Source organism: Collinsella ihumii (assembly GCF_900046475.1).
Taxonomy (GTDB): domain Bacteria; phylum Actinomycetota; class Coriobacteriia; order Coriobacteriales; family Coriobacteriaceae; genus Collinsella; species Collinsella ihumii.
This window is the reverse complement of record NZ_FCOU01000003.1, coordinates 95,628-114,087: the sequence shown is the minus strand read 5'-3', so window position 1 is coordinate 114,087 and position 18,460 is coordinate 95,628. Positions and strand designations below refer to the sequence as shown.

13 protein-coding genes are annotated in these 18,460 nt (G+C 63.9%); 5 read left to right on the top strand and 8 right to left on the bottom strand.

What is annotated here, in order from left to right; genetic code table 11:
- Nucleotides 1-159: 159 nt before the first annotated feature.
- Complete coding sequence (locus BN3789_RS01780) at nt 160-405, bottom strand: helix-turn-helix transcriptional regulator (protein WP_066829186.1); 246 nt, start codon at nt 403-405, stop codon at nt 160-162.
- A 308-nt stretch (nt 406-713) separates the two neighbouring features.
- Between BN3789_RS01780 and BN3789_RS01775 the strand changes: the two genes are divergently transcribed.
- The gene (locus tag BN3789_RS01775; RefSeq protein ID WP_229254126.1) at nt 714-1,994 is read left to right on the top strand and encodes a tyrosine-type recombinase/integrase; all 1,281 of its coding nucleotides are present in this window, start codon (nt 714-716) and stop codon (nt 1,992-1,994) included.
- Between the two features lie 450 nt (nt 1,995-2,444).
- On the opposite strand, the gene BN3789_RS01770 is transcribed toward BN3789_RS01775, so the two are convergent.
- Both BN3789_RS01770 and BN3789_RS01765 read right to left on the bottom strand, forming a co-directional pair.
- On the bottom strand, nt 2,445-3,656 hold the full coding sequence (locus BN3789_RS01770; protein ID WP_066829180.1) for an ATP-binding protein: 1,212 nt from the start codon (nt 3,654-3,656) through the stop codon (nt 2,445-2,447).
- A 446-nt stretch (nt 3,657-4,102) separates the two neighbouring features.
- Nucleotides 4,103-4,564 carry an aminoacyl-tRNA hydrolase gene (locus BN3789_RS01765; protein WP_066830251.1) on the bottom strand — a complete coding sequence of 154 codons (462 nt, stop codon included), beginning with the start codon at nt 4,562-4,564 and terminating at the stop codon, nt 4,103-4,105.
- A 144-nt stretch (nt 4,565-4,708) separates the two neighbouring features.
- Here BN3789_RS01765 and BN3789_RS01760 point away from each other — a divergent pair, with 144 nt between their 5' ends.
- Both BN3789_RS01760 and BN3789_RS01755 read left to right on the top strand, forming a co-directional pair.
- Complete coding sequence (locus BN3789_RS01760) at nt 4,709-8,146, top strand: DEAD/DEAH box helicase (protein WP_066829177.1); 3,438 nt, start codon at nt 4,709-4,711, stop codon at nt 8,144-8,146.
- A gap of 57 nt (nt 8,147-8,203) precedes the next feature.
- Complete coding sequence (locus tag BN3789_RS01755) at nt 8,204-9,250, top strand: DUF3089 domain-containing protein (protein ID WP_066829174.1); 1,047 nt, start codon at nt 8,204-8,206, stop codon at nt 9,248-9,250.
- A 109-nt stretch (nt 9,251-9,359) separates the two neighbouring features.
- Here the strand turns inward: BN3789_RS01755 and BN3789_RS12580 are convergent, their stop codons facing one another.
- Nucleotides 9,360-9,869, bottom strand: a complete 510-nt coding sequence (locus BN3789_RS12580) for a gamma carbonic anhydrase family protein (RefSeq protein WP_066829171.1) — start codon at nt 9,867-9,869, stop codon at nt 9,360-9,362.
- Nucleotides 9,870-9,917: 48 nt separating this feature from the next.
- Here BN3789_RS12580 and BN3789_RS12240 point away from each other — a divergent pair, with 48 nt between their 5' ends.
- Nucleotides 9,918-10,994, top strand: coding sequence for a carbohydrate-binding domain-containing protein (locus BN3789_RS12240; protein ID WP_066829169.1), 1,077 nt, complete (start codon nt 9,918-9,920; stop codon nt 10,992-10,994).
- Nucleotides 10,995-11,018: 24 nt separating this feature from the next.
- Here BN3789_RS12240 and BN3789_RS01740 read toward each other — a convergent pair whose 3' ends face one another.
- The 4 genes from BN3789_RS01740 to BN3789_RS01725 all read right to left on the bottom strand — a co-directional run bounded on the left by BN3789_RS01740 (nt 11,019) and on the right by BN3789_RS01725 (nt 17,459).
- Nucleotides 11,019-12,092: an S-layer homology domain-containing protein gene (locus BN3789_RS01740; RefSeq protein WP_066829160.1), complete on the bottom strand. Its 1,074-nt coding sequence runs from the start codon at nt 12,090-12,092 to the stop codon at nt 11,019-11,021.
- A 129-nt stretch (nt 12,093-12,221) separates the two neighbouring features.
- A complete protein-coding gene (locus BN3789_RS01735) occupies nt 12,222-13,193 on the bottom strand; it encodes a magnesium transporter CorA family protein (protein ID WP_066829159.1) in 972 nt (323 codons plus the stop codon).
- 426 nt (nt 13,194-13,619) lie between these two features.
- Nucleotides 13,620-16,169, bottom strand: coding sequence for an S-layer homology domain-containing protein (locus BN3789_RS01730; protein WP_066829158.1), 2,550 nt, complete (start codon nt 16,167-16,169; stop codon nt 13,620-13,622).
- A 372-nt stretch (nt 16,170-16,541) separates the two neighbouring features.
- The gene (locus BN3789_RS01725; protein ID WP_066829156.1) at nt 16,542-17,459 is read right to left on the bottom strand and encodes a LytTR family DNA-binding domain-containing protein; all 918 of its coding nucleotides are present in this window, start codon (nt 17,457-17,459) and stop codon (nt 16,542-16,544) included.
- 255 nt (nt 17,460-17,714) lie between these two features.
- Here BN3789_RS01725 and BN3789_RS12235 point away from each other — a divergent pair, with 255 nt between their 5' ends.
- Complete coding sequence (locus tag BN3789_RS12235; RefSeq protein WP_161938963.1) at nt 17,715-18,398, top strand: ATP-binding protein; 684 nt, start codon at nt 17,715-17,717, stop codon at nt 18,396-18,398.
- Nucleotides 18,399-18,460: the final 62 nt, after the last annotated feature.

The following is an 18,460-nucleotide window of genomic DNA, read 5'->3' as shown; positions in this document are numbered from 1 at the left end:
CGCTGCGTGTTCGTCACTATTAGTTTTACTTATATGTATGTCCAAATCATTAGTTGTAGTAATATCACAACTAGGTTTGGTGTTGGAGTCCGTCCCGGATACGCTGGCAGGCGTGGGGCGGACTTCTTCCGTTTTATTCATAGGAAGCACCGCCCTCGATTAACCCTGCACAATGCAGCTGTTCAACCACTCTTTGAGCCACTCAACGGGATACACGACACGGCCGCCGAGACGCGCCCACTTCGGGCCGTTCTTCGAGCGACGGCAGCGCCAATTGCGCAGCGTGCCGACCGAGAGCGACAGCATCTCGGCGGCGCGGTGCTCGTCGACGGCGAGGGCGTCGAGATCGTCAATGCTGACGATGAACGCCTTACCTTCCTTTGTTACAAGCGATGGAGTCGACATGCGAAACCACACCCCCTTCTAGGGTCGGTTTCGGCAGCTCGACATTTACCAAAAAGCGGGGCTCGGTCGCCAGTCCTTCCGCGCTGTCGCGGTTCACCGCTGCACATTCTGTGCCGAGCGGTCGGCGAGTGCTCCGGCCGGACGACGAACCCCGGTGCTTATGGAGCGATGCTCTTCGAGACTTAGCGGGTGGTCATCCCGCCGCCCCTGCTGTATACGGTTCACGCTTAATGTATCACTACGCTCATCACGCGTCAATCGCATTTTGCGCTAGAATTGTATGTACATCAGACCTCTAAGGAGCATCTATGTCACGTCGACGTTTGGAAATCGGCGAAGACAACATCGCCGAATCGAAGCCGAGAAAATACACCAAGGAGAAAACCAAGACCGTCAATGGTCACAAGGTCACGCACAAGAAGACCTTTTGTGAAATGCAATGGTACATCAACCTCGACGGCACCGTATCGAAGCACTGCACCCGCACGGTCGGGAACGACACCCGCGCGTGCACGCAGCAGGCGCGGGCGCACGCGCGGAAGCTGCGCGACCTACACCTTCTGCCGGGCAGCGGCAACTGGAACATGTACAACGACATGGGCGAGTTCGTCGATAAGGTCTGCATCGCGAGCGTCAAGGCCAACGAGTACGCCTCGCCGCTCAGGCCGAGGACGCAGGCGCGCTACCTGCGCTGCCTCACTCTCTTCCATGAGCGCACGCAAGGCATGCTCATCAAGGATGCCATCGTGCCGGCGACGCTCAGCAACGTATTTAAGGATATCGCCGTGAATCACGGCAACCCGTCAGCCAAGCAAGCCGCCAAGATCGTGAGCCGCTACGTCATGGAGGTCGCGCGCAACCGGCAGGTCATCGCGTCGAACCCGCTTCGCCCGCTCACGCTCGAGGTCACGGTGCCCGACGAGATGGTCAAGCCGCACCGCGGCGAGGACAAGCCCGAGGGCGGGCAGGCCTTGAGCGCGGAAGAGCGCCGCCGCGTGGTCAACCACCTGCTCAAAATGAATCCGACAGCACCCGCGCGAAAGCGCTGGTCCGCCGAGCAGATGACCGCGAAACGGCTCAACCTGATTGACATGACGCTCACGCAGGCCACCTGCGGCCTTCGCGTCGGCGAGTGCCGCCTGCTCAAGCGCGAGAACGTCTACACGCGCGACGGCATGTTCATTCTCGAGGTGCTGCCCGAGGCGTCGAAGACCAAGCGTGGCCGCGAGGTGCCCGTCTTCGACGAGCGCGTGGTCAAGCGCCTGCGCCGCCGCCTGCGGAGGCTCCCGAAGGAGCCCGACACCCCGCTGTTCCCCACGCCCGTGACCGGCAAGGTGTGGGAACGCGGGAACTGCCAGAAGGCCGTCCGCGCGTTCTACGACGAGCTCGCAGACGAGCTCGACATCCCGCTTCTGCGCGAGGTGGGCACGCACGTGTGGCGCACAACGCTCAACTCCGAGTGGGCTGACAAGCACGTGCCGGTCGAGCGCCGCGCTGCCTACTTCGGCCACTCGCCCGAGATGAACCGGTCCCGCTACACCGACTTCACCGACCTGACGGCGCTCCGCGAGCAAGTGGAACAGGGTTAAATACCGTGAAAGTCTCGCAAAGTTGTATGTACGATTGTATGTACATCAGGCGGTGAAACAGGGTGAAATGGGGTTAAATACCGTGAAAAGCGAAACTGCGATTTATCAGGTGAAATACTGTGACAGGGTGCTTTATCAGGTGATATTTTTTAAGCTCATCATAACCCGGAGGTCGTAGGTTCAAATCCTGCCCCCGCGACCAAGAACTTGCAGCTCGGAGGTCATATGGCCTCCGAGCTTTTTTCGTTCCAATAGGCCTAGATATACATCAGGATGTACGTATACAGCTTCGACGGCCGCCGGGCACGCTTCCCGACGGCCGCCGATCAGATCAGCCGCTTAGTCCGACTGTGCGCGCAACTTCGCTCGCGTCTCAAGTTTTACGAGTCTGCAGCGGTACACGTTTCATACGAGCGCCGCAGCCTTGCTGCCGAGGAGCGCGCTCCCAACCTATTCCAGCAGCCAATCAACGAGGTTGCGTTGCTCGATGCCGTTATGGTCCGTTGCGCCGATGCGGTCCAGGGTGAGCAGCGTCTTGGGGTAGGCGTCCCCCAGCAGCTCGAGTGGACGCAGTTCGCGACGCAGCGTCGCCTCGTCCAGTACGGACAGCGCGACCTGATAGTAATGCGGCTTGCCCTCGCGCTCGGCAACGAAGTCGATCTCCAAATCTCCCACGCGCCCCACGCGCGCCGTGTGGTAGCGCCGCAGCAGCTCTAGGTACACGACGTTTTCCACACGGTGTCCGAGGTCGCTGCCGTCGCGTCCGAGCAGCAGGTGCCTGAAGCCAAGGTCGCCGAGGTAGTATTTGCCCCCCTGCTGCAGCAGGCGCCGACCCTTGGCATCATAGGGGTCGGCCTTGAAGACGAGGTAGCACTCCATGAGCGCGTCGAGGTACTCGCCGACGGTGGTTGGGGAGACTTTTGAGCCGTTGGCCGTCAGCGTGTCCGCAATCGTTTTGAACGAGAAGCGATTTCCCACGTTATCGGCGAGAAAGGCGAGAAGAGCGCGCAGGACTGGCATGCTGATGCGGGGGTGCCGCGTCGCCACGTCTTTGACGAGGATGGTGTTGAGCGCGCCGTCAAGGTACTCGGACACGTTCTCGGTGGGCAGGAGGGAGGCGTACGGCATGCCCCCCAGCGAGAGATAGCGGTTGAGCAGCTCGGTATCGTCCGCGCCCTCCGCAAGGGCTGCACGGGCGTCACGATACTCCGCGAACGAGAGCGGCAGGAGCCGGAACTCAACATAACGGCCGGTAAGCAGCGTGGCAAGCTCGCTCGAGAGCAGATCGGAGTTCGAGCCGGTGACGTAAACGTCGCAGTCTTCGCGTGCGTACAGCGCGTCGACTGCTCGCTCGAAGCCCTTGATGCGCTGGGGCTCGTCGATAAACACGTAGCAGTTCGGGGAGCTGATGCGGGCGACAGCGTAATCGTAGAGCTCCTGTGGCGTGGTGGGGGCGGAAAAGCCCATGCGCTCAAGATCAATCGAGACAATCGACCCCTCGTCCACGCCGGATTCGCCAAGGGCTTGCTGGGCCAGCTTGAGCGCGGTTGACTTACCGCAGCGCCTCAGGCCGGTCACAACCTTGATGACGTCACGGTCCTTCCAGCGGAGGAGCCATTCGGTTGCCTGGGGGCGCGGGACGATGACCGGCTGGTTTGTCATGGGTGAGTCCAATCTGTCCAACCAAATAGATAAACCAAGGAGACATCTCAATTGTATCCATTTTACTAGACAGATATCGGTAAAGTGGTAAATCTATCCAACGAACTGGATGTATTGAGGCGTGGAATCGGCCCTGCGGTGCATCGCACATCGCCTACGTGTATTGCTCTGACATACTTCCAGAGGAGCAGCGCGGAGCTCGCTGAGCTGGCCGAGGTGCCGATAAGAACCATCCAGCAGTGCGAGCGGCGGCAGAGGGACACCTCAAAAGCGTCGGCGGACACCGTGATCCACTTGGCGCAGGCGCTCTCGTGCCTGCCGGCTCCGCCGGCGGCCCGCCCCGTGCGGGCCGGACCAATCGTAATCCGGATGCGGTCGGCCGGCCCGGGCTGGTTGGCTAATACGGTAATGGGCCCGATTTTGCCCATCCCGCGCGCGGGTCCCGCTCAGTACAGCGGCAGCTCCCCGGTGAGCGGATCGACCTGCTCCGGATAGAGCGGTTCGAGCGCGAGGCACGTATAGGTCGGTTCCCCGTGGAACTCCGTGTAGCCGGCATCACGCACGAGCGCCGAGATGAAGCCGGCTTCTTGCGCGCGGCGGTGCAGGTCGAGTAGCTCTTCCTCCGAATCGACGTACACGCAGACCTTGGCGACTCCCTCGGAGAACCATGCCTCAAGGGGAGATAGGGCAGCATCGGCGCTGATCTCGCCGGTTTCGACATCGAACGTGGCGTCTTCCAGGGCGATGGGTGTCGGCGTGAGCGTGATCCAGTCATCCCCCGACACGCGGATATCGTCAAGGCGCTCATCGCGCACGAGGGCCAGCAGCACGGCCTCTACGCAGGCGTGGCCCGCCTGCGCCGCTATCTTGCCCTTGCGCATCTTCAGGTCGCGGCGCATCACGATCATCTGCTTTGCCTTGTACACGGCGCCTCCGTTCGTTGCGATTGTTCGATCGCCCTATTGTACCCGCGTTGCGGTACGGCCTTGCCCAGGTGCATGTCCGCGCGGTCGGGTATAGTTTGTGGGGATCGAACCGGAAGGGGGCGTGCCATGGATGCCGATCGCATTATCGAGGGTCTGCGTGCGGAGGCTGCGTTGTCGTCGACGTACGGCAGGGGGCTGCAGCTGGCAAAAGGCGGTGCGGTTGGCAAGTTCGAGCTGGTGGCTGGATCGCTTGGGTCGACGGTTTCGCTGACCGGCCGTGTCGAGGGCTCCCATGGGGAGCGCTACCGCACCGATGTCCAGCTCGATGCGGACTCGGGGGATATGCTCGACTACTCCTGCACCTGTCCGGCGGCTGAGAACTATGACGGCATGTGCAAGCATGAGATCGCCCTCGTGCTCGATTATCTTGCTCGCAACGGGGTCGGTCCCGCCTACGCGGCACGCCTTGGGCGCAAGGCTTCCGCTCCCGCATCCCGTCGTGCGCGACAGATGCCGACGAGTCCGCAGATCGTCCGTCTGCTGAACGAGCAGTCGACTCGCCTCATGTCCGGGACACGGCGTGCTCGATCGGAATTCGGACGTGCGCCGCGCGGCGCAACCGCTCCCGTCGAGCTGCTGCCCACCATCCTGCCTGCCCGCGACAGCATCTATTCGTCGAGTGAGCAGACCTGGTGCATCAAGCTGCGCGTGCGCAGCGGAAGCGCCACGTATGTCGTCATGAACATCTCCGCGCTCGTGGATGCGTGGCGCAGCGGCTCCACGGTGACCTATGGCAAGAACCTGTCGTTCGCGCATACGCCCGAGGCGTTCACGGAACGCGCCCGGGAGCTGCTGAAACTCGTATCGCGTGTCGTCGCGAGCCAGCGGGCGCTGTTCCTCTCGCGCTGGAAGTACCAAGAGGCGGGGAGCGGCACCGAGATCAAGGAGCTGCCGATGGCCGCAGCCGACTTGATCGAGATGCTCGACCTGCTCGACGGCGCAACGGTCACGTTTGAGCCGAACGATGGCCCGTACGGGTCGCGCGGAGCATCGCGCACGCTTCGTGTGCAGCCGGGCGATCCGATGATCCACACGCGTTTGGAGCTTGCGCCCGATGGCGGATGCAGCTTGAAGGCGCCCAAATCGGTCTTTCCGTTCGCGGTTGGTAACAGGATGTACCTGCTGGACGAGGAGCATGCGTGGCGCTGTTCACCAGAGTACGCGGAGCGTGCGGGAGCGTTTCTTGCGCAGATCCTGCCGTGTCAGATCGAGCTCCATGTCGCCCAGCACGATCTGCCGGCATTCTGTCGCGACATCCTGCCCGCCCTGCGCGCTGCGACGGATCTGGAGGCGCCGGCCGAGCTGGATGCGCTCGTTCCCCCGGAGCCCATCTTCACGTTCAAGGTGGGCCTGGATGACGGCCGCGTCGCCTGCGATGCAACCGTCGCCTATGGTGCCTGGGAGGCGTCGCTGTATGGCGAGGCCCAGCGTCAGGCCGCGCATATCCGCTGGGTGCCGCCGGCATCGACCGTGCGCGCGGTCGAGCCCGTTCGCGACCGCGCCGCCGAATACCGCGTCATGGATGCGGTCGAGGCGATCTTCCCGGGCGGCATCATCGAGGCCGGCGACCTGCCCGGGTTCGATGAGGACGATGACGAGCTGCTCTATAACCTGCTGACGGAAGGGCTGCATGAGCTCGACGAGTTGGGCGAGGTGCTTCTTTCGGAACGCCTGCGGTCCATCCACGTGCAGGACAGCCCGAATCTGACGGTGCGCGCCACGGTGACAAGCGGGCTGCTCGACGTCGCCGTCAACACGAGCGGGCTGTCGGCTCCCGATCTTGTGGCCTATCTCGCCTCGTACAAGCGAAAGCAGAAGTTCGTGCGCCTCAAAAACGGCGACATCATGCGCCTGGGCGAAGGCGTGGCGGCCGTGGGCGAGCTTGCCGACGGGTTGGGTGTGGACGCAACCGACCTCGCGGCGGGCGTGAGCGACCTGCCCGTCAACCGCGCGCTGTTTGTCGACGGCCTGCTCAGGCACGCGCCGGGCCTGCGCCTGTCGCGCAACGACGAGTTCCGCGCCCTGATTCGCGACTTCGACACGTTCGCCGACGCCGATTTCGAGGTGCCGGCGAGCCTTGCCGGCGTGCTGCGCCCCTATCAGCAGGACGGTTTCCGCTGGCTCGAGATGCTCGAGCGCTTCGGCTTCGGCGGGATTCTCGCCGACGACATGGGACTCGGCAAGACGCTGCAGGTCATCGCCCATATCCTTGCGCGCAAGGAGGCGGGGGAGAAGGCGGATGTTCCGGCGGATAAGGCCGATAGCGCCACGACGCTCGTGGTGTGCCCCGCATCGCTGGTGTACAACTGGACCAGCGAGCTCGAGCGGTTCGCGCCGGCGCTCGACGTCGTCGCGGTGCTGGGTTCCAAGGCTGCGCGCCGCAAGCTTATCGCTGCGGCGCGCGACCACGATGTGCTGGTGACCTCCTACGACCTGATGCGACGCGATGTCGACCTGTACGAGCAGGAAGCGTTCGCGCGCGTCATCCTCGACGAGGCCCAATACATCAAGAATCCGGTGACGCAGGTCGCCCGTGCCGCCAAGCGCCTGCCGTCCCGTGTGCGCTTTGCGCTGACGGGCACGCCGATCGAGAACCGAACGGCCGAGCTCTGGAGCATCTTCGATTTCCTCATGCCCGGTGTGCTCGGCTCGCGCGATGCGTTTTCCAAGGCGTACGAGGGGCCGGTCGAAGGCGGAGACGAGCGCGCGACGGAGCGCCTGCGCTGCCTGGTCGCTCCGTTCATCCTGCGTCGCCTCAAGACCGACGTGCTGCGCGATCTTCCGAAAAAGACCGAAAACATCCTGGTCGCGCGCATGGCCGGTGAACAGCTCAAGCTCTATCAGGCGAATCAAGACCGTCTGGCGCGGCAGATCTCCCATGAGCTGCCGGCGGAGTTCGGGAGAAAGAAGCTGCAGGTGCTCTCCGAGCTCACGCGCCTGCGCCAGATCTGCTGCGACCCGTCGCTTGCCTACGAGGACTACGCGGGTGGCAGCGCCAAGCTGGACATGTGCCTCGAGCTGGTGTCGAGCGCCATCGACGGCGGGCATCGGGTGCTGCTGTTCTCCCAGTTCACCTCGATGCTCGACATCATCGCCACCCGGTTGGCGCAGGCGAAGGTCTCCTGTTTTGTTCTGACGGGGTCGACCAGCAAGGAAGAGCGCCGCCGTCTGGTCGCGCGGTTCCAAGCGGGCGAGGCGCCGGTCTTTCTCATCTCGCTGCGCGCGGGCGGCGTCGGCTTGAACCTCACGGCTGCGGACGTCGTGATCCACTACGACCCGTGGTGGAACCTGGCTGCGCAAAACCAGGCGACCGACCGCGCGTATCGCATCGGCCAGGAGCGCAACGTGTCGGTCTACAAGCTTATCTGTGCGGACACGATCGAGGAGCGCATCGTCGCCATGCAGGAGTCCAAGCGCGAGCTTGCCGAAGGCCTGCTTTCGGGCGAGGGCGTGCGCTCGACATCGCTCAGCCGCGACGATATCCTGGCGCTGCTGAACGGATAACATGAAACGGTTCGGGACGGGGTCATCTTTGTTCATTCCGGCATGAGGGGGCGGTCCATGAAGGGGATTAGCAGGCGATCATCGAGCCTTCGCTTGAAGCTTCCTGCGGTGTCCATGGCGCTGGTGGGCGCGTGCCTGTTCGCGGCCGGCTGCGGCACGTCCGCGCCCGTCGTGACCGACTACGCGGAGAGCGGCAACTGGGCGTATTTGGAGACCGATGTTGCGGGAAGGGATGCGGACGTCTTCTTCGTCTGCCCGTCGGTCTATGCGGGCGAAGACGACGCGAACAACATGCCGCTTGACGACGAGGAGACCAAGGAGAGCTTCGTCGGCGCCATCAACATGGAAAAGGGCATCTACGACCAGGATGGCACCGAGGAAGACAACCGCTTCTTTGCGCCGTACTATCAGCAAATCGGCCTCAACGTCTACGAATTGCCCGAGGAAGAGCGCGAGCCTTATCTGGAGATCGCCTACCGGGACGTCGAGGCGGCGTTCGAATATTATCTCGAGCACTACAACGACGGCAGGCCCATCATCTTGGCGGGCTTCTCGCAGGGTGCCGATATGTGCATCCGCCTCATGAAGGACCGCTTTGACGAGGAGGGGCTGCAAGACCAGCTTGTTGCCTGCTACGCCATCGGCTGGCGCGTAACGGCCGATGAGGTGGATGAGTATCCGCAGCTCGAGATGGCGCAGGGCGAGGACGATACCGGCGTGATCGTATCGTTCAACAGCGAATCCCCGGAGACGGACGGTTCGCTGCTGATTCCCGAGGGGACCAAGACGTTTGCCATCAACCCGTTGAACTGGAAAACGGACGGCACGCCCGCCGACAGGAGCTTGAACGAGGGCGCGTGCTTCACGGACTACAGCGGGGAGATCACGAGCGAGATCGATCAACTGACCGGCGCCTATATCGACGAGGAGCGCGGCGCGCTCAAGGTGCCCGATGTGTCCGAGGACGAGTATCCTGCCGGCCTCTCGATCTTCGAGGACGGTGTCTACCACCTGTACGACTATCAGTTCTTCTACCGCAACCTGCAGGAAAACGTCGAGGACCGCCTCGACGCCTATCTGGAGGAGCAGGCCGAGGCCGATTAGGGGACCGGTGCATATCGGGGGACGTACCTTCCGCATGCAAGGGGCGCGCCGAAAGCGCGCCCCTTGCATGCGGAAGGTACGTCCCCCGATATGCGCTGCGGCGGGCGGATCAGCGCCCTTCGTCATCCCGCAGGAGGCGCGCCTCCTCGGCATAGCGGCGGGCGCCGCGGATATTGGCTTCCTGCTCCTGTTCGGTGAGCTTGCGGACGACGCGCGCCGGGCTTCCGAACGCCAGGAAGCCGTCGGGGATGACGGTGTCCTGCGTGACGAGCGCGCCCGCTCCGATGGTGCATCCCGCCCCGACCTGCGCGCCGTTGAGCACGATGGCACCCATGCCGACGAGCGTGCCGTCACCGATGGTGCAGCCGTGGATGATCGCCCCGTGTCCGACGGTCACGTCGCGCCCGATGACCACGGGCTTGCCGCGATCTTCGTGGACGACGCATCCGTCCTGGATGTTGCTGCCAGCACCGACGACGATGCGGTCGCAGTCGGCGCGCAGCACGGCGTTGTGCCAGATGCTCACGTCGCGCTCCAGCGTCACGTCGCCGCTGATAACGGCTCCCTCGGCGACGAATGCGCTAGGATGGATAACAGGGGGTTCGGCAAGATCGGTCATGGTTCCTCCTTGACGGATATGGTACCTCATGGCAGGAGGGGAGCGCGCATGAAGGGGACGCGTGCGATTGCGACCACGTTGGCGTCGCTTGCGCTGCTGGCCGGCTGCTCCGGCAATGATGTCGCCGGGTCTGCAGCAACCGATGCGCCCGCCATCGAGCAGCAGAGCTCTGCTGCCGAGAAGGAGGTGCTCGAGGCCCTTCGCTCAGAGGTTCGCGACGCCACCGACGACAAGATGTTCTCAGAACGCGACCGGGATGCATCCTTTGCGGCAGACGAGGTCGTCGATATCGTGCTGGACGGCGCGGGGGCGACGTGCCCGGACGAGGCGGTCGACGTGTCCGGACCGGTCGTCACGATTCGGGAGGCGGGGATCTATCGCGTTTCCGGGATGCTGCAGGACGGCTCGATCGTCGTCGACGCGCCCGAGGACGCCAAGGTGCACCTTGTGCTCGACGGCGCACGGGTGACAAGTTCGAACTCGGCCGCCCTGCTCGTGCTTGAGGCCGACAAGGTTTACGTCACGCTCGGGCAGGGCAGCGAGAACATGCTTGTCAGCAAGGGCGCCTTCCAGCCCGTCGACGACGTGAACGTGGACGGTGCGGTCTTCTCGCGCCGCGACCTCACGTTCAACGGGTCGGGTGCGCTCACGGTGAGCTCGCCCGCGGGGCACGGCATCGTATGCAACCGCGACCTCGCCTTCTGCGGCGGCAGCTTCGCGGTGACCGCATCCCGGCATGGCGTGAAGGCGCGCAAGAGCGTGCGCGTGGGCGAGGGGACCGAGCTGGCGGTATCTTCCGGCAAGGACGGCATCCATGTGAAGGACGAGGACGATCCCGAGACCGGGTTCGCCTACCTCTCCGGCGGGTCGGTGGCGCTCTCTGCGGGTGACGATGGCATCAGCACCGAATCGAATCTGCTGGTGACGGGCGGTGCGCTCGCCGTCGATGCCGAGCGCGACGCGCTGCACACCAATGCGTCGATCGCCGTGACCGGAGGGGAGCTGGAGCTCTCCTCGGAAGGCTTGGCCTTCCATGCCGATATCGTCCTGCTGCTCGAGGGCGGGGATATCGATACCGATGGGTGCGCAGGCGAGACGGATGCCCCGCTCGTGGCGCGCGGCTGAGCGAAGGCGGCGCGGGCGGCCGCTTTACAGCTGCCCGCCGCCCAGGAACTCACCGAAGGCGTACATGGGGCACTCGCTTGCCGGCGTGCCGGGCTTGCGGGCGCCGAAGCAGATGCCGTCGCCCACGTAGAACGCCACGTGACCGGGGAAGAAGACGACGTCGCCGTAGTGCAGGTCGTCCTCGTCGGTCACAAAGCGGGTCGCATGCTCCCTGAAGTAGTCGAGCTGGCTGTTCGAGCCGTGCGGCAGAGTGTAGCCCAGACGGCTATAGACGTAATAGACCAGGCCGGAGCAGTCGAAACCCTCCTCGGGCGAGTCGCCGCCGTATGCGTACGGGAAGCCCTCGTACTGCAGCGCGAGCTCGACTGCGGCGGTGCCGACCGCGCTGGTATCGTCTCCAACGGAGCCGTCGATGATGTCGTCATCCGCGGGCGCGTTCTCGAAATCGTCCAGAATCCCGTTGAACACGACGAGCATCTTAGCGGCTTCGGCGCGGCTCGCGCTCGCCGTCGGCATCAGCTGCGCGCTGCCGCCCAGGATGCCGGAGTCGACGGCCCATACCATGCTCTGGAGCGCCCAGCTGTTGATCGAGCCGCGGTCGGAATACGCATTCAGGCAGGACGTGTCTCCGCTCAGGGAGGTCCCGGTGACGCTGGTCATGAAGTTGCCGAGCATGCACGCGAGCTCCTCGCGGGAGACGGCGGCCTCGGGGCGCACGTAGCCTCGGGTTCCGCTGATGATGCCGGCCTCGTAGGCCCAGTTGATGGAGGCGGTGTACCACTGCCCGTCGGCAAGGTCGACGAACGGGGTCTCGTTGGTATCGGGGAACTCGCCTGCGGACACGCCGGCGATGCGCATGAGCATCGTGGCGACCTCGGCGCGCGTGACCTGGTCGTCAGGGCGCAGGTACCCGTTGTCTCCCTTGACGATGCCCTGCTCGACGGCATCGTCGATCACACCGGAGATTTCGGCCCAATGGCCTGCGGGAACGTCGATAAACGAGCTGGCCCACGCGGGCTGGGCGAAGGCGCCGCCGAGAGCGAGGGCAAAAGCCGCAGATGCCGCGACGGCACCGGCGCGCTGGCACAGAGATGTCACAAGTGCTCCTTTCATTTGGAAGCAACTCTACCACGGATGTGCAAACGCCGCAGCATCTCCGAGCCGATTCCATGGATGGGTGAGGCCCGGCCGCGCCGCCCGCGCCGGCCGCCGCGACGGCAGCTATCTCTAGCGCCAAAGTCCCTTGCGCTTGAAGATGTAGGCTGCGACCAGGCAGGCCGCAACGGCCAGCAGCGTCGGGAATAGCCACGAGTCCACAAAGGGAAGGCCTTCGAACGGCAGGCCCACGTTCATGCCGTAGAAGCCGAAGACGATGTTGGGGATGGCCATCACGATGGTGATGACCGTCAGCACCTTCATGACGATGTTCAGGTTGTTGGAGATCACGCTCGCGTAGGCGTCCATGGTGCCCGACAGGATGTTGCTGTAGATGTTGCACATCTCCTGGGCCTGATGGACCTCGATCATGACGTCCTCCATGAGGTCCTGATCCTCCTCATAGAGGGTGATCATGTGCCCGTGCATGATCTTGTTGAGCGTGACCTCGGCGGATTTGAGCGATGTGGAGAAGTAGACGAGCGACTTCTCGAGCGACAGCATCTGCAGCAGCTCCTCGTTGCGCATGGAGCCGTAGAGGTGCTGTTCGGTTTTGGTCGACAGGCGGTCGATGCGGCGCAGGCACACCAGGTAGCTCTGCGAGATGCGCAGCAGCATCTGCAGCAAAAAGCGCGTGCGCATGCGGGTGTTGACCTGACGGACGCGACCGGAGGCCATATCCTGCACGATCGGGCTTTCCTGCAGACTGACCGTCACGATGATGTTCTGGTTGCGCAGAAAGATGATCGAGATGGGCAGCGTGGTGTACTGCAGCATCGAGGGATCCTGCATGTCCTCGACGTCTTCTGCGCTCGGGTAGTCGACGATGACGAGGGTCTGGTTGACATCCTCGTCGTAGTCGATGTGCGAGGTCTCCTCCTCGTCGAGGGCGGAGCGCACGAATTCCGGCACGATGCCGACGGTGCTCTCGAGCCACGACGTCTCATCGGGTGAGGGATTGACGACGTTGACCCAGCATCCGGGTTCCGGATTATCGATTTTCGTTGTGATGCCATCAAGTCCGGTCATGAAGCACTCGACCATGGATGCCCCCTTCCGTTGCGGTAACTTGAGGAAATGTTGAGCAATCTCTTTCGTGTCAGCTGCTCCTGTGCGAGCGCTTGCACGTTCAGGCTGCTCGGGCGCAGCCTTGCCATATCTTTGTCCGTATCCGTCTCATTACGGCGCCGCCGGGCGCGAAAGAAATTGGTCAGCGTTTCCCGGCCACGTTTTGGCCGCGCTCACGATACCGCAAGGGCTCTGCCAAATCGCAGTGGAAGTCAAAGTATCAGGAAGGCCTTACGTTTTCTTCACGCCGAGAAGACAACTGCCGACGCGCTCGCCACCGGTGCAAATTGGGGACGTACCTTCCGCATGCACTCTTGCACGCTTGGCGTGCAAGAGTGCATGCGGAAGGTACGTCCCCAATTTGCACCGGGGCGGCCCTGTGGGGCCGCCCGTTCATACACGCTACGCGACGCCGCTTTCCAGGAAGTTCATGACGAACGCGGCGATTTGTGCGCGGCTCACGCTCGCCTGCGGCTGCAGGTCGCGCTGGCCGTCCTCGGTCTCGACGCCGTTCATGACGCCGTGCTCGACCGCCCAGGCGACGCCGCTTTCCGCCCAGTCGGAAACCCGGTCGGCCCCGAGCATGCCCTCGATCGCCCCCACATCCCCGGGCTCGGCGGAGAGCGCGTTGGCCAGAATGCAGGCGAACTGCTCGCGGGTGAGCGAGTCGCCCACGCCGAAGGTGCCGTCGCCGTAGCCGTTCATGATCTTGTTCTTGACGGCCCAGTTGACGGCGTCGCTGTAGTACGTGCCCTGCGCGACGTCGTTCAGGTCGGCGGCTTCGACCTTGGCGCCGTTGCCGAGCCAGTTGTACATGACGCACGCCGCCTGCTCGCGTGTGACGGTGGCTTCGGGGTCGAACAGGCCCGTATCGTCGTAGCCGTGCATGTAGCCGTGCTCCTTGGCGTACTCGACCGCCTCGAAGTACCACGCGTCGGCGGGGATGTCGGCAAACGGCGGCTCGACCGCGGTGCCATAGGCCTTGTACGGCAGATTGTCGAAGGCCCACAGCGCGAGCTCCTCCTCGGTGAGGAAATCGGCGATCGCATCGTTCCAGTCGAGCACCTCCTCGCTGTCGAAAACGAAGCTCTCTCCCCGGTTGATGACGCTTTGCCCATAGACGGGCGCCATCGCCTCGATCTGCACGGTGACGTAGTCGTCGATCTCGTCCTGGATGGCCTGTGCGTTTTCCTGCGACCAGGCCTGATAATCCTCATCCGTCGCGCCCTCATGCTCGTCGAAATAGCGCTCGGAGATGCTCTCGGCGGCCTTGCTCGCGAGCGCATGCGTCTCGTTTTCCTGGGCGTAGAGGTCGGCGACCTGTGCATCGCGCTGCTGCTTGCTGGCTTGAGCCTGCAGGGGGACGTAGTAGGTCGCGTCGTCGTTGCAGTATTCGGTCACGACGACCGAGAAGCGCTCGCCGGTCGCCATGCGCGTCTTGTCGTGGTCCGACTCGGGAATCTCGATGAGGTGGTAGCCACCGTACTCGTAGGTATCGCTCAACGTGACCAGCAGCTCGCCGTCGGTGGGGCCGGTCGCCCCCTCGTTCAGGCGGTACAGCTGGTAGGTGACCGTGGTGTTGGGCTTGACGGTCTCGCAGGACAGCCGGTCGATGACCTGAGGGCCTTCAGCGGTAAAGATGTTCGCGCCGCTGAGCCTTTCGGTGGCGCTGTATGCGCCCTGCTTGCATGTCGGGAGGTAGTCGTACTGGTTGGTGTAGAACGGTTCGAGCTCGTCGGTGCCCAGGTGCTCGGCGTCGAGAACGAACGCCTCGGGCATGGTGAGCGTCTGATCGTAATAGGAGAGGTAGAAGTAGCCGTCGTCGCCCCAGCTGGCTTGGTTCGGAAACTCGCTGCTCTCGGCGCCCCAGCTGTTCTTGACGATCCATGCGCCGTCGGCAGGCGGGCGATGCGACGGGTCGACCTCGCCGGTCTCGGGGTCGGGGGTGCCGAAGTTCTCGGCCGCATAGGTGTCATCCCAGCCCACGATGGTGACCGCGTGGTTCGCCGGCGCATATTCGTAGCCGTAGTTGGCCCAGGTCGTGGCGTTCATGAAGCCGTCGGCGGCAAGCTCGTCGCTGGCGTGCGACTGGTCGGCGTAGAGGGCGATTGAGACCGCGCGGCCTTCCGTAAGCTGCTCTTTGATGGCGCGGGTGGCGCGCTCGTCGTACGAATAGGTTCCGTCTTCGTTAAAGGTGGCGGGGCACGGGAGCATGAGGGACTCCTCGAGCTGCGCGCCGGTCTGCAGGCGAAGGCTCTCGTCGAGTGCCCAGGTGCCGGACGCGGCGTACATCTTCCCCGATGGATGCAGGATGCCCTCGTCGTTTTGATAGGGAGCGAGCGACTCGGAGATGGGGCCGATGCCTGACGAATAGAGCGAGGTGGCATATGCGCTGAGGCCGCCATAGAGGAGGGGAGCGCTTTGCGGCTGGTAGCCGAGGATGTCCTCCATGGTTTCGTCATCGGGAAGATCGCCATTTTCGAGCAGCACGTTGTGCATGCCCTCGCCGCCCTGGTCGTTGTAGAGGCGGTCGCCTTCCTCGCCGTCGGGCAGGGCCGTGGTCGAGAAATATGCGAGCTGCCGTTCCGACAGGTCGAGGCCGGTTCGCTCGTACGTGGTGTTGAGATCGGAGAGCAGGCTGGTCTCGGCGGCCGCGACGGCGGCGAATCCCCAGCACGTGCTCCAGACGCCCTGGTTCTTGACGGGCGTCACGACGCCGCGATCGCGCAGGTCGAACGAGGCGGGCAGCTCGTCTGCGGAGAGCAGGTCGACGCCGGTGGTATCGGACGCGAAGTTGAGCGCGCTGTTGTGGCTGTCCAGCGGGCTCGCCTCGAGGGCGCTTGCGACGGGCGCCGCGGCGAGCGAGAAGCCGACGGCGAGCGAGAGCGCGACGGCGCTGCGGCGAATGAGCGAGGTGCAGCATTGCTTCCAGAATCCTTCGGGACGCTTCATGGAACATCCTTCCTCGGTTGGGTGGTGCGGTGCGATTGGCTATTCAGAAGCAAGTATGAAGGATGCCAGGGCGTGCCGCCGTGCGTGTGGAAACAGACGGGCGGATTTTGGGAATGAAAGGGGTACCGCCTCTCCAGATTGCCATCGGACATGGTCGGATGGGCGTGATGCCGTAGCCGGCAGGGCGGCGGGGGGCCTCACCTCGCCGGGTGCGTCCCGTTCATTCATGAATGAAGAGGGGCGTCAAACAATCGAATCCTGCGGAAATGCCGAAACGGCCCTCGTTCATTCATGAATGAACGAGGCGTGGATCTAGTGCGCGTCGACCGATCAGGCTTCGGCGCGCTTGTCGGGCGGGGCCGCGCCGTGCCGTCAGCTCTTCTGGGGGTCGAGGCCGCCCGTGACGCGAAGCGCCATCTCGCGGCGCACGATGCTGTAACGGCGCTCGGGGATGGGGATCTGCGTGCCGTCCGAGAGCTCGAGCGTGAACTTGCGGATGCCGCTTACCTGGGCGGAGTTGACGACGAAACTGCGGTGGACGCGGAAGAACGTGCCCGGGAGTTGGGGTTGGATGTCGTTGAGCAGGACGTTCAGCGTGATCGTGTCGCCGTCGGCAAGGTGCAGCGTGCTGCGTTTGCCGTCGGCTTCGATATAGAGGACCTGCGTCGGGTCCACATAGCGGGTCGCCTTGCTCGTTCCGAGCGCGACGCGGGTGGGCAGGTTGCCTGCGCGCTGGCCCGCCTGCAGGATGCCGCGCACGTACGCGTAGGTTTCCATGCTGATCTGCAGCGGGAACACGTCTTCGCCCACCAGCTCGTTCCATTCGTTGGAGGAGTGGACGTGGTATGCCTTCCAGATGCCGTCGACCAGCGAGCAGCAGACGGTGATGCGCTGTTTGGCTGCGAGCAGAACGGGCTCGCGCGCCCCGGTGAACAGGCGGTACGTGCCGTACACCGTGGCGTCCGTCGCGTCGGCGCTGGGACGGCCGACGAAGCCGAAGCGCGCGTTGCGCAGGAAGATCGAGGGCGCGGTCTCGATCTCGGGCAGCTGGCGGAGCATGTCGTCCCGGCCGTTGAAGACCATGTTGCCCGCGCCGATGAAGATGCAGTCGCTCGTCGCGCGGTCGAGCAGGGGCTGGTAGTCCTTGGCGTAATAGGACGCGATGACGCGCTCGACGATTGCAGGGAGCTGCTCGAGGGGTTCACGTTGGAGCGCGCCGGCGCTGCTTGCGGGCGCAGCGTCGCCAGGCGTGCGATGCGACGCGTCATATGACGACGTATGTGCTGCCATGAGATACCCCCGACGGTCGTCTGGCTCCATGCGGCATCAGGGTATACCCGAGCCGATTGCCATATTATACGCGCGCCGTGTTCCCGCATGGTTAAGCGGAGTGAAAGCTCGCGATGGGAGAGTGAATGCGCCTCACGGCGAGAGAAAGGCCGCCTAGGGTCCCTTTCGGACGGGATATTTATTCCCAAAATCGCGCCTTCTGCTCTTTTTGTCGGATGTGCCGGAGCTTTTTTACGTATCCTTGTGAAGGAGAACATGGGATACATATCGGGCGCCCGCGCGCCCTATGCAGGAGGGACCGCCATGGATGCAAGCTCGTTGTCGCACGACGCAACGCATGCCGCCGCGGACGCTCCTGCCGACACGTCCCTTGCGCACGATCGCTGCCGCCTGAAAGCGGTGATGGCCAACGAGGAGACCGCGCAGGATGTGCTGGTCGCCGTGCTCGATCGCGTGGACGGTGTCCCGCTCAAGGTCAAAAACGACATCCGCATCGCCGTGGAGGAGCTGTTCGTCAACGTCGCCTCCTATGCGTACGCGTCGGTCGGCGATATCGAGCTGTCCGTGACCGTCGACGGCGATGCGCACACGGTTACGGTGACGCTCACCGACTGGGGCGTCCCGTTCGACCCGTTCAGTTATGCGGCGGCGCGGCCCTTGAAGGCGGACAGCGTCGAGGAGGCACCGATCGGAGGCCTTGGCATCGTGATGGTGAAGGGCCTTATGGACGAGTGCTTCTACCGGCGCGTCGATGGCGCGAACGAGGTTCGCATCGTGAAGCGCTGGGCGGCGCCCGAGCCCGAGAGGGTGCCTGCGGCGCCCGCATGGAACGGTTCGGGGATCGACGATTTGGACAAGATCCAGGGTGAACTCGACGATGACGATCTGACGGCCATCGCGGGCGGCATGGTCGTGATGGAGCCTCACAGCTGGCTGTAGCGGGGCGGATCGAAGCGGCCTTGCGGCTTGCTTCGCGCGGCTTATTCACGCTCGCGCGAGCG